Annotated in this window: 18 protein-coding genes; 7 read left to right on the forward strand and 11 right to left on the reverse strand. The window is 65.5% G+C overall.

From position 1 onward, the window contains the following. The first annotated feature begins 4 nt into the window (after positions 1-4). The gene (locus tag A5788_RS22800; protein ID WP_231894315.1) at positions 5-1,291 is read left to right on the forward strand and encodes a DUF7373 family lipoprotein; all 1,287 of its coding nucleotides are present in this window, start codon (positions 5-7) and stop codon (positions 1,289-1,291) included. Positions 1,292-1,295: 4 nt separating this feature from the next. On the opposite strand, the gene A5788_RS22805 is transcribed toward A5788_RS22800, so the two are convergent. The 5 genes from A5788_RS22805 to A5788_RS22825 all read right to left on the reverse strand — a co-directional run bounded on the left by A5788_RS22805 (position 1,296) and on the right by A5788_RS22825 (position 5,820). Next, positions 1,296-2,282, reverse strand: a complete 987-nt coding sequence (locus tag A5788_RS22805) for a DUF5926 family protein (protein WP_049700233.1) — start codon at positions 2,280-2,282, stop codon at positions 1,296-1,298. A gap of 24 nt (positions 2,283-2,306) precedes the next feature. Next, a complete protein-coding gene (locus A5788_RS22810; RefSeq protein ID WP_049700315.1) occupies positions 2,307-3,098 on the reverse strand; it encodes a glycerophosphodiester phosphodiesterase in 792 nt (263 codons plus the stop codon). Beyond that, positions 3,095-3,886 (reverse strand): DUF4328 domain-containing protein, encoded by a 792-nt coding sequence (locus A5788_RS22815; RefSeq protein ID WP_231894316.1) that lies wholly within the window; start codon positions 3,884-3,886, stop codon positions 3,095-3,097. Before A5788_RS22815 ends, A5788_RS22810 begins: the two co-directional genes overlap by 4 nt. A gap of 301 nt (positions 3,887-4,187) precedes the next feature. Beyond that, on the reverse strand, positions 4,188-4,547 hold the full coding sequence (locus tag A5788_RS22820) for a rhodanese-like domain-containing protein (protein ID WP_049700235.1): 360 nt from the start codon (positions 4,545-4,547) through the stop codon (positions 4,188-4,190). Between the two features lie 430 nt (positions 4,548-4,977). Then, positions 4,978-5,820: a S49 family peptidase gene (locus tag A5788_RS22825; RefSeq protein WP_049700236.1), complete on the reverse strand. Its 843-nt coding sequence runs from the start codon at positions 5,818-5,820 to the stop codon at positions 4,978-4,980. 71 nt (positions 5,821-5,891) lie between these two features. Here A5788_RS22825 and A5788_RS22830 point away from each other — a divergent pair, with 71 nt between their 5' ends. Continuing rightward, positions 5,892-6,635 (forward strand): VOC family protein, encoded by a 744-nt coding sequence (locus tag A5788_RS22830; RefSeq protein ID WP_049700237.1) that lies wholly within the window; start codon positions 5,892-5,894, stop codon positions 6,633-6,635. 25 nt (positions 6,636-6,660) lie between these two features. Here A5788_RS22830 and A5788_RS22835 read toward each other — a convergent pair whose 3' ends face one another. Continuing rightward, positions 6,661-7,731 carry a winged helix DNA-binding domain-containing protein gene (locus A5788_RS22835; protein ID WP_049700238.1) on the reverse strand — a complete coding sequence of 357 codons (1,071 nt, stop codon included), beginning with the start codon at positions 7,729-7,731 and terminating at the stop codon, positions 6,661-6,663. 127 nt (positions 7,732-7,858) lie between these two features. Between A5788_RS22835 and A5788_RS24170 the strand changes: the two genes are divergently transcribed. Continuing rightward, positions 7,859-8,008, forward strand: a complete 150-nt coding sequence (locus A5788_RS24170; RefSeq protein WP_197494605.1) for a hypothetical protein — start codon at positions 7,859-7,861, stop codon at positions 8,006-8,008. A 267-nt stretch (positions 8,009-8,275) separates the two neighbouring features. Continuing rightward, complete coding sequence (locus tag A5788_RS22840; protein ID WP_005206140.1) at positions 8,276-8,905, forward strand: superoxide dismutase; 630 nt, start codon at positions 8,276-8,278, stop codon at positions 8,903-8,905. Between the two features lie 502 nt (positions 8,906-9,407). On the opposite strand, the gene A5788_RS22845 is transcribed toward A5788_RS22840, so the two are convergent. Both A5788_RS22845 and A5788_RS22850 read right to left on the reverse strand, forming a co-directional pair. Then, positions 9,408-10,154: an energy-coupling factor transporter transmembrane component T family protein gene (locus tag A5788_RS22845; protein WP_049700316.1), complete on the reverse strand. Its 747-nt coding sequence runs from the start codon at positions 10,152-10,154 to the stop codon at positions 9,408-9,410. Then, the gene (locus A5788_RS22850) at positions 10,151-12,343 is read right to left on the reverse strand and encodes an ABC transporter ATP-binding protein (RefSeq protein WP_231894318.1); all 2,193 of its coding nucleotides are present in this window, start codon (positions 12,341-12,343) and stop codon (positions 10,151-10,153) included. Before A5788_RS22850 ends, A5788_RS22845 begins: the two co-directional genes overlap by 4 nt. A gap of 163 nt (positions 12,344-12,506) precedes the next feature. Here A5788_RS22850 and A5788_RS22855 point away from each other — a divergent pair, with 163 nt between their 5' ends. The 3 genes from A5788_RS22855 (at position 12,507) to A5788_RS22865 (ending at position 14,760) form a co-directional block, all read left to right on the forward strand. Then, positions 12,507-13,031, forward strand: coding sequence for a hypothetical protein (locus A5788_RS22855; RefSeq protein ID WP_049700317.1), 525 nt, complete (start codon positions 12,507-12,509; stop codon positions 13,029-13,031). A 119-nt stretch (positions 13,032-13,150) separates the two neighbouring features. Continuing rightward, complete coding sequence (locus A5788_RS22860) at positions 13,151-13,879, forward strand: TMEM165/GDT1 family protein (RefSeq protein WP_049700240.1); 729 nt, start codon at positions 13,151-13,153, stop codon at positions 13,877-13,879. Positions 13,880-13,998: 119 nt separating this feature from the next. Continuing rightward, on the forward strand, positions 13,999-14,760 hold the full coding sequence (locus A5788_RS22865; protein WP_049700241.1) for an SDR family NAD(P)-dependent oxidoreductase: 762 nt from the start codon (positions 13,999-14,001) through the stop codon (positions 14,758-14,760). Positions 14,761-14,785: 25 nt separating this feature from the next. Here A5788_RS22865 and A5788_RS22870 read toward each other — a convergent pair whose 3' ends face one another. From A5788_RS22870 to A5788_RS22880, 3 genes are read right to left on the reverse strand one after another with little or no spacing between them, the layout of a single operon-like run. Then, positions 14,786-15,979 carry an MAB_1171c family putative transporter gene (locus A5788_RS22870; RefSeq protein ID WP_049700242.1) on the reverse strand — a complete coding sequence of 398 codons (1,194 nt, stop codon included), beginning with the start codon at positions 15,977-15,979 and terminating at the stop codon, positions 14,786-14,788. Between the two features lie 11 nt (positions 15,980-15,990). Then, positions 15,991-16,533: a hypothetical protein gene (locus tag A5788_RS22875; RefSeq protein WP_049700243.1), complete on the reverse strand. Its 543-nt coding sequence runs from the start codon at positions 16,531-16,533 to the stop codon at positions 15,991-15,993. A 21-nt stretch (positions 16,534-16,554) separates the two neighbouring features. Continuing rightward, entirely contained in the window at positions 16,555-17,094 is a 540-nt protein-coding gene (locus A5788_RS22880; protein ID WP_414651994.1) for an XRE family transcriptional regulator, read from the reverse strand. Positions 17,095-17,304 lie beyond the last annotated feature (210 nt).

Raw genomic sequence — 17,304 nt, forward strand, 5'->3', positions numbered from 1 at the left:
CAACATGAAGAGAGCACCGATGCGTCGTAAACACGTTGTCGCGCAGACAGTTTCACTGTTCGCCGTTGCCGCCGCACTCGCGGGGTGCACCGTCGACGGCAACGCTGTCAACGACTCCGACCCGGCAGCGAACGCGGTCGTCGACGTCAAGTCCCTCGACACCGGCAAGTACCCGACCGAACCTCGGAAACCATTCGGTGAGGCAACCGGAGACGAGGTCGTCACCTACGACGCGCAGCGGATGGCGCAGTACATCGTCGCGCCGTTCGAGATCGACGCCGACCTGACCAACATGGGTTTGCCGATGCAGGTTCTCTACAGCACGACCAATGTCCGAGCGGTCGTCGGCGACGACGTCGCAAATGTGAAGGCCAACGACGCGATCCTCTACGGCTACGTCGTTTCGGCCTCTACGCCTGACGAGACGATTCGGGCGGGCACCAAGCGGGAACTGAACAACTTCGTGACCCGCTACATCACCCCTGCCGACGCCACCGCCGCGGCGAATCAGATGGCCGACGCCTATCTCAAGCGCCCCAAGGCCACCACGGTTCGCGTCGACGGGATGTCGGGGAGCCGGGTGATCTCGGTCCCCGGGAACACCAACGGAACCACCGCCCTCGTCTCCATCACCGCGCACAACACCTACGTGCTCTTCACCTACTACCAGACGACAGACGCGCAGAAGGACCAGCTACAGCCTGCCATCAAGAAGGCCGTCGACCTGCAGACCGCACTGATCGATCAGTTCCCGGCCACGCCGACCAAGGCCGAACGGGAGGCACGCAATCAGCCCAAGAAGCAGCTGATCATGGACCAGAACCACATCCTGATCTATGCGTTGCCCTACACCGACCAGGAGATCAAGGACGCGAAGGTCAAGACGCCCAATCCGGGTAACGTCCGAGCCGTATACGGGCCGCGATCGATGTCGTTCTTCTCGTCGGATCCGCCGGCAGACTTCCGCCTGCTGAACGAGGTCGGATCGACCGCCAACGCGATGGACAGGGCAACCGTCTACCGGGCGAAGACCCCCGAGGGCGCGAAGAAGATCATGGACACCTTCGAGAATTCCAACCGTGCGCGCGGAATGAAGCCCGTGCCCGCACCCCCCAATCTTCCTGCGGCGCGCTGCCTCTCCGAGGTCACCCAGAATGTCACGGGCTATTGGTGCGAGGTCAGCTATGGCCGGTACGTGGCCGAGCTGGTCGGCACCGACCCCAAGGACGTGTACCAGCAGACCTCTGCCCAGTACGTCATCTTCACCAAAGCCGACCAGAAGGCAAACTGAGCGGTCAGCGAATCGTCACCTGGCGGGTACGCAGCCCATCTCGTGAGCTGCGCTCGTCGATGGTCAGATCGCTTGTGGCGGTGAGCGCTTCGGCGAGCCAGGCGTCGAATTGATCGAGGCCGGGATACCACTCTTCGTGGTGCATCTCGTTGTCGAGATCGAAGACGGGCACCAAGAGACCATGCGTGCGGAACGAACCGGCGAACCGCGAGCCCTCACCGAGCGTGAGGTGCCCGGCCGCGTGTAACCGCGCCAGCGCGTTCATCAGTACGTCCTCGGCTTCTGGTCGTACCCACCGAAGGTGTGCGCGATCGCCTGCGTCGACCCACCACGGAGCGCCGACGCCGCTCTTGGGGTGCAGCCTCGCTGTCGGCAGCACGGTGTCGCTCGCGCGCTCGACCATCGGAGCGATCTCGGCGGGCACCTCGGCACCGTCGGGGAACCACCACGAGAAGTCGTCGTGGACGATGATGTCCAGTGGCGCATCGGCTTTCAGAACGTCGGCGAGCGTACCGTCGTACTCCGCCGCCGGACCCGCGTACTCGTCGCCGATCTTCGCGTGCGCAGCCCATGAAATCGACTGGGCGAGAGCAGAGTTGACGTCATCCGGATCGGGATCGGTTTGCGTTGCCGCGACGCCCTGTGGCGCGGTGCGGAATTCGCGCACGACGGCGGGGACGGCACCGGGCAGGATGGTTGCCAGCAGCACCTTGTTGCGCTCGCCCGGTTTGGGGGCGGGACGGGGCGCGTTGTCGGGCATCACCGACGTAGGTTCGGGCAGCGTGGGCCCCGGCTCGATGAGGTCGAGTACCGCTGTCGCGGAACTGACGAACGACCGCAGTGCCACCAGGTCGCACTCGGCCGCAAGGCCCGCGAACGGACGGGGTGAGGGCTCGAGTGTCGCTGCAGCGCGGGCCTTTCGCGCGGCGACGCGCTCGGCTCGGTTACTCCCGGGACGCGGACCGGATCCTCGTTTGCTCTTCTTGGCCATGGGTCCACCCTCTCACGTTGGGGATCAGTCGACGGTCACCAGCCAGTCACGGACCTTGGCCGGTCGATTGGTGGCAACCCAACGCACACCGAGGTCTGCGCAGAGTTGGACGTCGGCCTGCTCGTCGACCGTCCAGCAGTACGTGACGCGTCCGGCTGCCGCGGCCTTGTCGACGATCTCGGGGTGCATGCGGAGCGTCTCGACCGAGGGTCCGATTCCGGTCGCACCGACCGCGGTCGCCGCCGAACCGCCAAGGACCCGGGCCGTGTCGCCGAGCAGGATCGTCGGCAACATCGGCGCGTGACGTCGAATCCGCCACACGCCCGCCGACGAGAACGAGATGACCACGGCGCGGCTGTGATCGGCCGACGGCGGTGTGGCAACGCCGAATTCGTGCAGCGCCTCGAGCAGTTTCTGCTCGACGAGACTTCCGAAACGGACGGGGTGCTTGGTCTCGATGAACAGCCGCACGGGGCGTCGCCAGTCGAGAGTCAGCGTGAGCAGGTCGCGCAGCGTGAGCACCGAAGCGGGCGCGTCTGCGTCGTGCCAACTGCCGAAGTCGAGCTCACGGAGCTCCGCGAGAGTCATCTCGCTGACCACACCGGAGCCATTCGACGTGCGGTCGACGGTTCGGTCGTGGATGCAGACGAGTTCGTGGTCGGCGGTGAGCCTGACGTCGCATTCGAGGCCGTCGGCACCCTGGTCGAGCGCAAGTTCGTATGCGGCGAGGGTGTGTTCCGGCGCCTGCGACGACGCGCCCCGATGCGCCACGACGGCGGGTTTTCCCGACCGCGACACCTTCTCGACGGTGCTCACGCGACCGCCACCCACCGCTTCTTGACGACGGGGTCATCGGCGACGAGGACGTTCGGCAGGTGGCGCGACGCCCAGAATGCGAACGCTGCGGACACCGCTGCGCTGATGGTGATCAAGGCGAGGGCGTCGGCGCCGGTCTGGATCGAGCCCGAGGCCAGCGAGACCGCCCAGGTGATTGCCGCCCAGATGGCCAGTGCGTTGACGAGCGCCCACGCGACCCAGAGTCGGTCGAGTGCCGCGCGCGTCATGCCGTCGACGCCTCGTTCGCGCCAGTCGTCGGCCGCCGCGTTGGCTGCCTCATGCAGCAGCAGCGGAGCCCCGATCACGTTGACCACCGGGATACCGGCCAGGACGATGATCTGCCACCGCGGGCGCGGATCGCGGCGTCCGCGGTGTCGATAAGCGTGTTCGCGCACCGCGATCAACCAGCGCACAGTGGCGACGAGGGTACTGATGACGGCGACCAGGGCGACGAGTCCAGCGAGGATGACCAGGGCGCCGCTCACGACGATCAGCCACGCCGGCAGCGGGGTGCCCCGATTGATCACCAGCAGGATGTAGCGGAGGAGATGCACCACGGCCGACGCGGCGAGGGCTCCTGCGCTGATCACGAGCGCGCTTCGCAGCGTCTCGGACGCGCGCTCAGCGGGAGCGTCGAGCCGATGTTCGTCGATGGGATCGTCGCGCAGTCCCCAGCGCGGCAGGTAGGTGTAGCGAGGGATCAGTCGTGGACCGCGATACACCTGGGGTCGACGCTGCGGAAACGATTCGGGTGGTCGCCTGGCCACCCAGCGCACGTTGCGGCTGCGGTACATGCGAGGCGCTTGGGTCTGTTGTGGACGCTGCTGGGGCGCGGGCCGCGGCGCGGCGCGGCGGTTGACCGGCGGCCCGGCGGGAGGTGCGGGGGGCCCGGCGGGACGTGTGGGAGGCCCGGCGGTGGGCGGCCCCGACTGGCGCGGGACCCGCGCGGCCGCCTGAGCGGACTCGACCACCACGAGGTTGCCGCCGCAGCGCGGACAGTGCTCGCGCCCGTCCCGGTGCGGTGCCTGGATGCGGCACCGCGGACACATGTCGTACATCGTGCCGCCGCTAGTTCGCGTCCGGAGAGTTGCCGGAACCCGTGTCTCCCGGTCCCGTCTGCACCGGCTTGTTGTTCTCGATCCACGCGATCATGCCGCCGCGCACACACGAACCGTCGATTCCCGCCTGCTCGAGGTACTGCAGGACACGCATCGAGCGTCCGCTGGAATGGCAAATGACGAGGAGTTCTGAGTCCAGGTCGATCTCGTCCAGTCGGCCGGGAATCTCGCCGAGGGGTATATGCACTGCGCCTCGGACGTGCCCCGCGTTCCATTCGTCGTCCTCGCGCACGTCGAGGAGAACGCGGCCGGGCTCGTCGGTGAAGTCGTCCGGCAACTCGGTCACCGGTACCTGTGGAATGTCGCCCATGCTCACGTTTCCATGTTGGCACATCGCGCAGGGGCGGAACTGCCACCTCGCCTGAACCCGACGGTCACGGTCTCGTCGAGGCTCGCTGATGCTTCGAGCGTGTCCGTCGTGCGCGGGACGCGCAATTTGACAGCGTGCGGACGCGCGAACGCCATCCACATCCCGCTATGTATGTCTGCATAATGCTATCCACATGCCGGTTTGACAAGCGTCGCTTTAGACAACTCGGACGAGTGTCAACCTGTGAATGAGGCTGTGGATTTGTGGACAACTCGAGCTCGGGTGTCCACAACGTGTGATGCCGGTCACTAATCAGCAGGTCAGCCAGCATATTCTCTTCACATCAGTGAAATTGTCGGCGCCGTCGTAAACGATCTGGTCAAGATCACAAGCCCTGTGGATAACGTGGGGACAACTGTGGATGGTTTGCTCAGCGAAACTCGATCCGCTGAGTTTTCTCCACAGCGGATAGAACTCCCGAGACGACAGCATCGGTCAGCGCAGCTGCACCCGACGGGCCGCTGAGCAGCCGAGCGAGGATCGGCTTCGGGGCGGAAATCACCGTGATCTCGACGTCGGGGTAGCGTTCTGCCACCACCGACCGCATCACTCCGATGCCGTCGACGAGCCCGACGTCGCGGGCCTTCGCGCCGATCCAGATGTCGCCGTTGAACAACTCCTCGTCGGTACCGGCGAGCTTCTTTCCACGCCGCTGCTTGACCCACGCGATGAACGCTTGGTGCAGCTCGGACTGCATTCCCTTGAGCCATTCGACGTCGTCGGCGTTCTCGGGAGAGAAGGCATCGAGCCTGGCCTTGTTGTCGCCCGCGGTGTAGAGCCGACGCTGCACCCCGAGCCGGTCGATCACCTCGTTGAAGCCGAAGCCGGACGAGACAACGCCGATCGACCCGACGAGTGAGGTGTGCGCGGCGAAGATCTCATCGGCCGCGCACGCGATCCAGTAGCCACCGGACGCCGCGATGTCTTCACAGAACGCCAGAACCGGCACGCCCTTCTCGGATGAGAGCTGTCGGATTCGCTCGGCGATGTACTCCGACTGCGCGGGCGAACCCCCCGGCGAGTTGATGACGATCACGACGGCCTTGACGCGCTCGGTCTCGAAGGCGCGTTTGAACATCGGCTCGACCGAGTCGATGGTCATCCCGCGACCCGCCCCGACATGTCCGATGACGCCATCGAGGCGCACCACCGCAACCTTGTCTGCGCGGGACTTCTGGAACTTCTTGACGATCTCGCCGAGTGGCCCATTCATTGGATCGAGTCTAGTGCGCGAGTCCGACACCCCCCGACGCGACGCTCGAGCCGACCGTAGACTCTGGAGCCGTGGACATCCGGTGGCTCACGGCGTTTCTGGATTTTCCTGCCGACCAGTTCGGCGACGAGGTCACGTTCTGGCGTGCGATCGCCGGCAGTACGGTGTCACCGCCACGCGGCGACCACCGCGAATTCGCAACCCTCGAACCGTTCAACGGTGACCCGCACCTGCGTGTGCAGCGGGTCGGGTCCGGCCCGGGCGGCGTGCACCTCGACCTCCATGTCGACGACCCGAGGACATCTGCGCTCGAGGCCGTCGAACTCGGCGCTCACATTCGCGACGACCTCGGCGAGCTCCTCGTGCTCGAATCGCCCGCGGGGTTCATCTTCTGCCTCGTCGACTGGGCCGGCGAGTCGTCGAGGTCACGACCCATCCGATGGCCCGACGACACGATCAGCATCATCGACCAGGTGTGCATCGACGTGCCCGCGAGTCTGTTCGACCGTGAACTCACCTTCTGGGCGCGGCTCACCGGCAGGCCGACGCAGCCCGTCTCACGGCCCGAATTCGTTCGGCTACAACGCGATCCGCACCTGGCCGTCGGAATCCTGCTTCAGCGAGTCAACCCCGACGGCCAGATGTCGGCCACCGGGCACGTCGATCTTGCAACGAACTCGGTGCAGCAGGAGGTGGCTCGCCACGAGGACTGGGGTGCGCGGGTCGTCGAACGTTTCGACAATTGGACGGTCATGGCCGATCCAGTCGGGCGGCCGTACTGCATCACGTCCCGCAATCCGCGTACCGGCGACTAGCACGACTCGAGCCGGCCGAGCGGTGTCAGCGGCTCGCTCTGAACTCACGCAGGCGCTCGACCTCGGCGTCGAGTTCTGCGCGCTGCGCCCGGGTCAGTTCGGAGAACAGCTCTACGTCGACGTCGGGTCCGTCGCCCGGGCGCCACGTCCCGGCGAGCCGGCCGTCGACAAGCACGAACCCCGGCGAGCGGCCGTTGGGTGTGACGGTGCGTCGGTAGGCGGCGTCGTCGGCGATCCGGTAGCGGTCGGCCTGTGCGACGAGGATGTGGTCGAAGGGTGCGATCAACCGCACCGGCGCCGGTTCGTCCGGGTCGGCGAGTGCGAGGCCGTCGAGGTCGAAGAGGACCTCACCCGCGGGTCCCTCCAGTTCCACGAGTTCCCAATCGGCGGCCATCTCGTCGAGCAGTGGGCGCAGGCGCGTGAGCCCCGACCACGTCGCGATCGCCTTGGCCGAGGCAGGACCGAAGCCGCGAAGATACAGGCGTATCAACTCTTTTCGAGCGTCGTCGCCGACGAGGGCCGGCTCACCGGGACCGATCCAGTCGTCGAGGAGTTGATAGGTGGGCGCGCCGCTGCCCTTCCACAATCCCCGCGGAGGCACTTGGACGAGCGGCAGTCCACACCGCGCATGGGCGGAGAGCGCAGCCGGATCTTCGTCCGGATGCCGTTGCGCCAATAGGCTTTTCAACTCGGCACCGCCGAGTGCTCGACCGCGGAGTAGCTCCGCGGCGTCGGCGTGAACCGCCTCGGGCGTCGACGAGACGAGCGCGTGGCTTCGGTTGGAGCGCACTCCGGCGTCGATCGTGTCTTGTGCCAGCGCACGAATCCATCGTGCGTCGAGACCGTCGAGCAAGAAGACGGTGCTTCGCAGTAGCGCGATCCTGACCACTTCGCGGTCGGTGAGCAGAGCGTCGAGCTCGTCGGGCTGAAATTCGTCGATCCGCGACGCGAGCGCATAGAAAGCGCTCGACGGATCCTGCGATTGGATACCGACGATGCGGTCGATGACCTCGATGGCGTCGTCGTCGACTCTGGTCAACAGATGCTGCCGCGAGAGCAGGGTCCGGTTGGCCTGCCTCGGCGTGATTTGAGTCATAGCGTGAAGTGTGTCTACTATTCTGGCTAATCGCACATCGCTGTGATGCCAGTCACTATTCTTGGTTCTGGCGTCGCACCGGCAACGCGCAGCCGCACACGATCGACAACTCGGGACGAGGTTCTCCATGGCCGTTAACGCTTCGGGACAATCACGGGTGACGCGATCGCGTCGCGGTGTTCCGAGCGCGGCCTACAACGTCCGACAGTCGTGCATCACCATTGGACTCAGCGTCGTCGCGTTACTGGTGCTCCTCTTCGCGCTGATTCTCTACTGACATCAATCCCATTGGGGCGCAGCCCTTCTCGTTGGCGTCCGGCTCACATAGGCCTTCTGATACTTCAACCCGACTTGAAGTTAGTTGGGTCGTGTTTGTTGCATTCCCCCACTGTCTGCGGAAGGCTGGAACTACCCGCGCGAGCGTCCACAACACTCAGTGAAGGCCCCGCGCGAGCCCAAGAGCAGTAGCCGAAGCAGTGCCCGACGGTATGAACGCTCGCAGGTTGAGCACAGACTCGAAGGTTTGAGCAGAGAGAGGAAACCCGTGGCTGAATACACCTTGCCGGATCTTCCATACGACTACGCGGCACTCGAGCCGCACATCTCCGGCAGGATCATGGAGCTCCACCACGACAAGCACCACGCGACCTATGTGAAGGGCGCCAACGACACCCTCGCCAAGCTGGCCGAGGCTCGTGAGGACGGCAGCATCGCCGGAAAGGTCTACGGACTCTCGGCGACCCTCGCCTTCCACCTCGGCGGTCACACCAACCACTCCATCTTCTGGAAGAACCTGTCGCCCAACGGTGGCGACAAGCCGGAAGGCGACCTCGCCGCCGCGATCGATCAGCAGTTCGGCAGCTTCGACAAGTTCCAGGCGCACTTCACCGCCGCTGCCACCACGCTGCAGGGTTCGGGCTGGGCGATCCTGGGCTACGACACCATCGCAGGCAACCTGGTGATCCTGCAGCTCACCGATCAGAGCGGCAACATCCCCGCCGCGATCATCCCGATCGTTCTGCTCGACATGTGGGAGCACGCCTTCTACCTCGACTACCAGAACGTCAAGCCCGACTACGTCAAGGCATGGTGGAACGTCGTGAACTGGGCCGACGCCGCTGAGCGTTTCGCCACCGCGACGAAGCAGGGCCCCGGCCTGGTCGTCCCGGCCTGATTTAGCAGGTAAACACACGCGAACCACACGCGGCGGCCACCTTCGGGTGGCCGCCGCGTTGCGTTGCGGGCGTTTGGCGGCCGAGCTGATCTCTCGCTGGTCAAGCGGCTCCGCCGGTCGAGCTTGTCGAGACCACCCACTCGTCGAGCTCCCACCGCTGGTCGAGCTCCCACCGCTGGTCGAGCCTGTCGAGACCACCCACTCGTCGAGCACGTCCCCGCTGGTCGAGCTTGTCGAGACCACCGCCCCGCAGTCGACTGTGCCCGCGAAGGTGGTTTCGACTCGGGTGCTCGCTGCGCTCGCGCCCGCTCAACCAGCGGAAACAGGGCCCACCCCGCGGAAGTGACCTCGACAGGCCAGGCCGCTGAACCCGGGTCGACGCCGCCGATCAGTATGACGCGCAGCCCGAAAACCGCGGCCCAATGTCATACGGATCGGGCGTGGGGCTGGTCGAGTTCCCGTCCGCTCAACCAGCGGGAGTGATCTCGACAGTCGAGGCCACCTACAGCACGACGGAGAGCGTGATCGCCACGGCGCAGACGAGCGCCAGCAGCACGAGCGCGATCACGTCGCGCCGGTGCGGGCCGGCCGTCGTCGCGGTGAGTCGGCCGGTGCCGCCGCGGGCGGTGATCGCCTCCGACATCTCCGAACTCCGACGCAGCGCCGACGACATCGCCGCGGTCACCATGTCCATGATCCCCATCTCGGCCGACGGGTGATCCGACCGCCCCGATGTCGGGCGAAGGCGGTGGACCGCGACGAGTAGTCGGATCTCATCGATCAGCAGCGGCAGGCCACGTAGACAGAGGGCAATGCACACGGCCCATTCGTCGACCGGCATCTTCAGCTTTCGCAGCGGCCACATCAGCCGTGAGAGAGCAGGGGCGACCTCGGCCATCGGGGTCGTCCAGATGACCAGGATCGAACTCGCGACCAGCACCAGCCCCAATGCGGTGGCACGGAGGAAGAGGATGATCGCCTCGAGACCGAACGACGCATTGACCCCGGCGCCGACGGCGATCAGTCCCCAGAACCACCAGGGCGGTCGGGGAAGCGCACCGACGGGGATTCCGGCGATGATGGCGGTGACCAGCATGACCCCGGCGACGAGCCCCAACGACGGCCAGGTCGGCAGCACCACGGTCATCAGCCCCAGCACGAACACGCCGATCAGCTTGGTGCCCGCCCAAAGTCGGTGAATCGGAGAGTCGCCGGGCACCTGCCGCAGCGGGATGGTCCGCATGCTCATGGCATCCTCCATTGCGTCGGGCTATCTGCGCCAGCGGGGCTTCCTGGGCCTGCCGGGTTCTCTGGCCCTGTGTAGTGATCTGGGCCCGCCGGGTCGTATCCGGGCGCCGGGTCGGGCACCAGTGTTCCGTCGGCCAGGCGCACGCGTCGGGTACACAGTTGGCCCAGTGAGGCGAAGTCGTGCGAGATGATCACAATGGTCATCCCGCCGGCGCGAAGTCTCGCCAGCAGTGCCACGACGTCGTCGCGCGCCACGGGGTCGAGACCTGCGAGCGGTTCGTCGAGGATCATCACCTGGGGCGCTCGCGCGATCAGTCCGGCGAGCACGACACGTCGCATCTGCCCGCCGCTGAGCGCGTCGACCCGACGGATCGCCATGGTCCGTGGGAGGCCGACGGATTCGAGCGTGTGCGCCACCTCGGTCGTGCCGATCTTGAGACCGCCCACCGCCATGATGTCGTCGCCGACGTTCTGCTTCTGCAACTGCAGCCGCGCGTGTTGGAACGCCAGCCCGACCTCGCCGACGTGCTTGCTCACCGGCTCACCCTGCCCAGGTCGTTCCGGGAGGTAGAGCAGGCAACTGCCCTCGGTCGGCTCGATGAGTCCTGCCATGATCCACGCGAGAGTTGTTTTGCCGGAACCGTTTCCGCCGACAATCAACAGTCCCTCGCCCCGATGCACCGTGAGGTTCACATCGTGGAGTGCGTTCACTTCCCACGGCGATCCGCGCAGATACGTGTGTCCGACGCCGCTCAACGACAGCACAGGTTCGCTCGTCGGCTCCGGCCCCGAGACCACGTCCCCGCTCGACGCCTCGTGCCACGACGCGTCGAGTTCGAACCTCTTGGCGGCTCCCGCCTCGACCTCGTGCAACTCCGACAACCAATTCGGGCGATACGGCACGATGCGACCCGCCACGAGATGCACGACCCGGTCGGCGGCGACCGCCTCGATCGCCCTGTGGGTGATCATGACGACGGCGATACCGCGAGTGCGCGGAAGATCGCTGAGTACCTCGAGGAGTTCGGCGCGACCGGCAGGGTCGACCATTGACGTCACCTCGTCGGCGATGAGCAGCGCAGGATCGCGAGCGAGAGCAGCCGCGATGGACAGCCGCTGCTGCTGACCGCCGGAGAGGTCGGACGTCTCGCGGTCGCCGAGCCCCGCCAGTCCCACCTCGGCCAGCAGACCGTCGACGTCGACCTCGGTTCCCTCCGGCAGTCCCCATACGACGTCGTCGGCAGCGCGCGCGCCGAGCATCTGCGTCTCGGGACGCTGCAGCACCATCGCCGTTCCGCGGTGCATACCGAGCCCCGCGGCGCCGGGCCTGTGCACCGCTCCGCTCGTCGGGCGCCGACCCGCCAGGATCTTCGAGAGCGTCGACTTGCCCGACCCGTTTGCTCCCACGACAGCGATGAACTCGCCCGGTTCGATCCGGAGCTCGATGTCGGCGAGGACTTCGGGTCCACCCGGCTGGTAGGAGAACCCGACGCGGTCGAGCTCGAGTGGCAGGGGTACCACCGGCCGATCGTCGTCAACGGCGTCGTCGAGGGTGTCTTCGCTGGGGATGTCGGCGAGCCGATCGATCACCGCACCCAGAATCCACCAGGCCACCACCATCGTGATGAAGGTTCCCACGCCGCCCATTACCCAGATCCAGACCCACCAGTACTGCTCGATGCTGTGGCGTAGCCCGTTGATGCCGTCGGCCAACGGCTGCGCCGACGGCACCTTCTCGACCCACTTGGCGAGTCCGCCGATGGTGTTCGTCGTCGCTTTGATCACCAACTCGCGCAGCGGCACCAGCACCAGCAAGACGACGACCGACACACCGCCGATCAGAGGAGCCGCTAGCGCCGACACCCCCAAAAGCGTCGGCCAACCGTGTCCGCGTCGTTTGATCTCGCCGACGATGCCTCCGACGACTGCAGCGGCGAGCAGTGCGGTCGCCGCCCTGGTTCCGGCCATCGCGAAACTCACGGCCGCGGTGGATACGGTCGCCGCGACCATCGCGCGGGGCCGAGTACGGGCCCCGATCAACGCGAGCGGAACAGGCGCGAGCACACGAACAGCGCTGGCCAGCGGGATGACCGATCCGATGACGACCGCCGCGACAGCAAGGCCACCGAAGATCGCGATCCAGGCGATCTCGAGCGGACGCAACGCGCCGCGAGTCTTTGCGTCGGGCATTTCGGACGGTGAGTGCACGTATCCATAGTGCCTGGTGACCCCGACCACGCCTGGGCCGCGTCTGCCGTTACTTCGTGTAAACGAAGCGTCACAACACGGCGCTTCGACTGGACGACGCCGCGCAGTGGGTGGATTCTCATCTCACGAACAGGGAGGTCAGAACATGCAGTCCTCTGTCCCGATCGGACTCACACCGGTTCAACAACACGGGCATCTCAACGGAATCCTCATCTCCGGACGCTGGCCGGAATCGACCCTCGAGTGGACCCAGACGCTCGTCGCCTCGGTGCGGATCGCGTGCCGCCCCGGCTTCCTACCCACCACGACGATCTTTCGAGTCGTCGAAGAACACCCCGACGACCTCGACGAACCCGCCGTGGGCATGATGGTCGCGATCGGAAACGTCGTCGACGACAGCTTTGTCGAAGCAGGCCGGCTCGACAGCAATCCACCCGCGTTGGTGATGCTGCATCCGCCGTCGCGCACCCGTCCCTCGCTTCCCGAATGCGCCGACGTCGCGTCGGGTTGTGTGTTGCTTCCCGGACTGCCGGAACTCGGACTCGAACACCGTGCCGGGTGGGCCGAAGCCGAAGCCGACGGCACGGTGGTCAACCTGCGCAACAAAGTCGGGATCGACCCCAACGCCGACCCCGACACCGCTGTCCTGGCGATGCTGCTCGTCGCCTGAGAGAGTCCGAACGGCCGTTTGACGGGTACCCGAACTTCGGATTTTGTGCCCCCTACCTGCACAAATGCGGGTTTGCGATCTGTTGCAATCGCAGTTGAGGTCTGGCTAACCTCGACTTCATGATTGCTGCCCTCCTGTTGAGCTTCGGCGTGATCTTTGTCGCCGAGCTGGGCGACAAGTCGCAGCTGATGGCCATGACGTACGCCCTGCGTTACAAGTGGTGGATCGTCCTGCTCGCGATCACCGTTGCCACGACCGCCGTCCACGCGGTCTCCGTGTTCTTCGGCCATTTCCTCGGCCTGTCGATCCCGACGAACGTCATGTCGATCGTCGCGGGTATCGCAATGTTGATCTTCGGCCTCTGGACGCTTCGCGGCGACAGCCTCGACGACTCCGAGCAAGGCAAAGCCGATCGCGTCGGCAAGTCGGTGTTCTTCGCGGTGATGTCGTCGTTCTTCCTCGCCGAACTCGGCGACAAGACGATGCTCGCCACCATCACACTCTCAGCCCACAGCGACTGGCTCGGCGTGTGGATCGGTTCGACGATCGGCATGGTCGCCGCCGACGCGCTGGCCATCGCTGTTGGCGCACTCCTCGGCAAGCACCTGCCCGAGCGAACCATTGCGATCGGCGCGTCCGTGCTCTTCTTCGGGTTTGCCGCATGGCTTCTCTTCGAGGGTCTGCGCGATTCGTCGTCTGTCACGGTCATCGCAACGCTGTCGGCTGTGGTTGCCATCGTTGGAATCGGTTCGTACTACATCCACCGGGTCCACCGCGCGGCGGCGCTGGCCGCAACGGCACCCGCAGCAGAACCCGCACATAGCGGGCATGCATCTGACCAGGAGTGATACCGCAAAGCCTGTAGTTTCCCGAGCGATCGGTCGGTTTTAGTAGGGGTTCCTACTAACTGTGCTGAGCCCACCATTTATGGTGAGGCAGATCAGCTACCGAACGAAGGGAAACCCCGATGGATATCTCCGGCTCTTCTGTACTCGTCACCGGCGCCGCATCCGGACTCGGAGCCGCGACGGCCGCCCGGTTCGCTGCCGCGGGCGCACAGGTCTTCGGCCTTGATCTGCAGCCGTCGATCGACAAGGCCGAGCCGACCGATGGCATCACCCTGATCCCCACCGACGTCACCGACGAGGCGCAGGTGCAGTCGGCCATCGACACCATCGCCGCGGCCGGTGCTCCACTTCGTGTTGCGGTCAACTGCGCGGGGGTCGGCTGGGCGTCGCGCATCCTGACCAAGGATGGTCCGCACGATCTGGACCTGTTTCGCAAGATCATCGATATCAACCTCGTCGGCACGTTCAACGTCATGCGGCTCGCTGCCAACCAGATGAAGGACGAATCGACCGTGGATGACGACGGCGCACGCGGCGTCATCGTCAACACCGCATCGGTGGCGGCATTCGAGGGCCAGATCGGTCAGATCGCGTACGCGGCGTCGAAGGGCGGCGTTCACGCAATGACGATCTCGGCGGCGCGCGACCTCGCACGCGTCGGCATTCGCGTCTGCACCATCGCGCCGGGAACGATCAGCACGCCGATGCTCGCGGGCATCACCCCGGAGTTCCAGAAGACGCTGGCCGAGGCCATTCCGTTCCCGCACCGCCTCGGCGAGCCGGCAGAGTACGCCCAGCTCGCGGAGTTCATCGTCGAGCACAACTACCTCAACGGCGAGACCATCCGAATGGACGGCGCACTCCGGATGGCGCCTCGCTGAGCTGCACCGACCGTCTTGTGCGGGGTCAGTCGCGAGCCTCGACCCCGCGCACGGCTGGCGGCCGCGGCCCATGGCCAGGATCGCCGGACCCTTCGAAGTAGTCGGCAGGATCGTCGTCGGCGGGATCGTCGCGCCCGGAATCCTCGACGACGAACCGTGACAGTCGGATGAGGGGTGCGGCCTCGGCGTCGAGTCCGGTTCCGTCAGCGGGCACCATGGGGCGCACCGGCCCCGACGCTCCGCCTTCGTCGCGGTAGGCCTCGACGGCGTCGCGCAGCATCGCGACCTTCACCTCGTCGTCGACGTCGTCGAATTCCTCGGGAACCAGCGGGCTCAACTGCGTGAGCGAGTCGCGAATCTCGATGACCTGACGGTGCAGGCGTCGCGTCGGCGATTTGCCCGCCTCAGGCAGCACGACCTCGGGGATCGCGCTCGTCACAAGGCTCCACAACGGTTCGAGAGCTGCGACGGCACGCCGATGACGACGCCGTGCGGCCAACTCGGTCCACCGCGAATGCAGCATCGGAAAGCTGATGCCCAGCAGGAATGCGACGATCCCGACGATGTCGAGCGTCCGCACCGCGATCAGCGAATTGACCGCTCCGACGAGACCGCTCGCACTTCCGACGACCGCGAGTACCTGCAGGACGGACGCAAAAGCGAGCAAACCGAAACCCGTGAGGAGCAGCGCGAGCGAGAACCGGAGGTACCCCTGCGACACTCGATAGAACTTGAACACATTGCGCACGCACGCACCGAATCCGTACGCGAGATACGCGCTGGCAATGATGTAGAAGAGCGCAAATCCCCAGTTCTTGAAGCTCCACTCGCTGACCGACGACGTGCGCAACGAGTCCGGGGTGAACACCAACGCAACCTGCAGGCCGATCAGTGCGACGACAAGTGGGAAGGCTTCGTGACCGGCACGCCGCTCGCGACTGGCGCGAGCGGTGGGGAAGAAGAACACGATGACCAATGCCGCCACACCGAGTGCGAGCAGGGCGTAGTACAACCAGCGCGAACTACCCGCATAGACGTGTTCGTCGAGGAAGTGCGCGCTCGTCCTGGTGCTGACCACGAACGCCAGCGTCAGCGCAGCAATCGCCACCGTCATCGCGATGGCCTGCAGGCCGCCGCTACCCCGCCTGATCTTGTCCAGACGCCAACACAGCGCAAGCACGAAGGCGACGAGCGCGACGAGATTGATCACGTCGGTCATCTGAAGTCACCTCACAGCCAGCCTTTATGACCCCCGAGGAGCCGCTGTAGGCCCCGCACTTCCTTGTTGTCGGCCGTCGTCCCGACGCTGTTACCCGCCGACTGTGCCCACGTCAGAATCATAGAAGCCAACGTCTCGGCTTCCCACTCGCGGTCGTCGGAATAGCACGTTCGACGCAGCGCGGCGTCGGATTCGTCGCCGGAAGCCGCCAATGGCCCGGTCAGTGACGCCTCGCCGAGCATCTGGTGACCTGCGATGAGATGACCGAACTCGTGCACGATGATCTGATCTCGGTGCAACGACGACGTGTTCTCCTGATAGAAGAAGTAGTCGGCGTCTTTGGCCGCCAACCAGACACCGTTTGGCATTCCCGCGGGTAGCGCGTACGGGAGTGGCCGGATCGGACGTCCCCGCCGCTCGCCGTACCGCTCGCAGAGCTGGCCGACGTCGAGCGGAAGGTCGAGGTCGAGGCCGTCGAGCGACCGGCGAACCAGTGCCCACAGCGCCCGCTGACTGCGGCGGGAACCCTCATCGACCGACTTGTTCGACGTCACGATGCCGCGGGGACGTCAGTACTAGTCGTCGTTGGACAAGCCGACGACGCGAAGGCGCGCCTCGATGGCGTCTACCTCGTCGTCGGTCAAACCGGCAGCGACGACGTCTGGCGGATCCTTCGGCAGCCCCTGCTGCTCGCGCAGAACCTTGATCAGCTCGTTGACCACTGTCACCGAATCACTCGACAGTCCGGCCAGTCGGAACGCCGCGAGCTGGACGTCGGTGTCGGCCTGAAGCCGCATCAAATCGATCTCGTCGCGAGTACGTTGCGCTGCGCGATCTTCGAGGAAGTAGTGGACATCCACCCCGAAAGCTGCAGCAATTCCCTCGACCGTCCTGAACGACGGCGACTTGGCCTTACCCGAACGAAGCTGACTGAGGTACGACTCGCCCAGCCTGAATCCGCGCTCCGTACTCCTGGCTGCGATCGCCTTGGCGCTGTACGCGCGTCCGTTGGGTCCTGGCACCGTACGAAACAGCTCTTCGAGCCGTCGAGCAAATAAACCCGGATCGACGGACGTGGAGCGTTCGTCGGACCCACCCCTACCGGCGTCACCCATGGGGTTATCCGTCCCTTGTGACGTCATTCAACTCTCCGAAAGCCGACATTTGAACTTGCAAACATTAAAGCCCGACACGCATCCCCAATGCAACGATGGGCATGCTAGACGCACAACGTCCCCCCGTGTGCGAGCTGGCAACCAGCCACAACACCATTACCTTAACGCCCTGTGGCATTATTCACAGTTTGATCACGAACACCTCCCCGC

The sequence above is a fragment of the Gordonia sp. 852002-50816_SCH5313054-c genome, from assembly GCF_001665925.1.
GTDB classification, from domain to species: domain Bacteria; phylum Actinomycetota; class Actinomycetes; order Mycobacteriales; family Mycobacteriaceae; genus Gordonia; species Gordonia jacobaea.

Coding starts and splice junctions, on each gene's coding strand:
- A5788_RS22860 (WP_049700240.1), top strand. CDS start 13,151: ATGATTGCTGCCCTCCTGTTGAGCTTCGGCGTGATCTTTGTCGCCGAG.
- A5788_RS24170 (WP_197494605.1), top strand. CDS start 7,859: ATGGCCGTTAACGCTTCGGGACAATCACGGGTGACGCGATCGCGTCGC.
- A5788_RS22865 (WP_049700241.1), top strand. CDS start 13,999: ATGGATATCTCCGGCTCTTCTGTACTCGTCACCGGCGCCGCATCCGGA.
- A5788_RS22850 (WP_231894318.1), bottom strand. CDS start 12,343: ATGCCCGACGCAAAGACTCGCGGCGCGTTGCGTCCGCTCGAGATCGCC.
- A5788_RS22825 (WP_049700236.1), bottom strand. CDS start 5,820: ATGAATGGGCCACTCGGCGAGATCGTCAAGAAGTTCCAGAAGTCCCGC.
- A5788_RS22820 (WP_049700235.1), bottom strand. CDS start 4,547: ATGGGCGACATTCCACAGGTACCGGTGACCGAGTTGCCGGACGACTTC.
- A5788_RS22805 (WP_049700233.1), bottom strand. CDS start 2,282: ATGGCCAAGAAGAGCAAACGAGGATCCGGTCCGCGTCCCGGGAGTAAC.
- A5788_RS22845 (WP_049700316.1), bottom strand. CDS start 10,154: ATGAGCATGCGGACCATCCCGCTGCGGCAGGTGCCCGGCGACTCTCCG.
- A5788_RS22870 (WP_049700242.1), bottom strand. CDS start 15,979: ATGACCGACGTGATCAATCTCGTCGCGCTCGTCGCCTTCGTGCTTGCG.
- A5788_RS22835 (WP_049700238.1), bottom strand. CDS start 7,731: ATGACTCAAATCACGCCGAGGCAGGCCAACCGGACCCTGCTCTCGCGG.
- A5788_RS22880 (WP_414651994.1), bottom strand. CDS start 17,094: ATGGGTGACGCCGGTAGGGGTGGGTCCGACGAACGCTCCACGTCCGTC.
- A5788_RS22855 (WP_049700317.1), top strand. CDS start 12,507: ATGCAGTCCTCTGTCCCGATCGGACTCACACCGGTTCAACAACACGGG.
- A5788_RS22800 (WP_231894315.1), top strand. CDS start 5: ATGAAGAGAGCACCGATGCGTCGTAAACACGTTGTCGCGCAGACAGTT.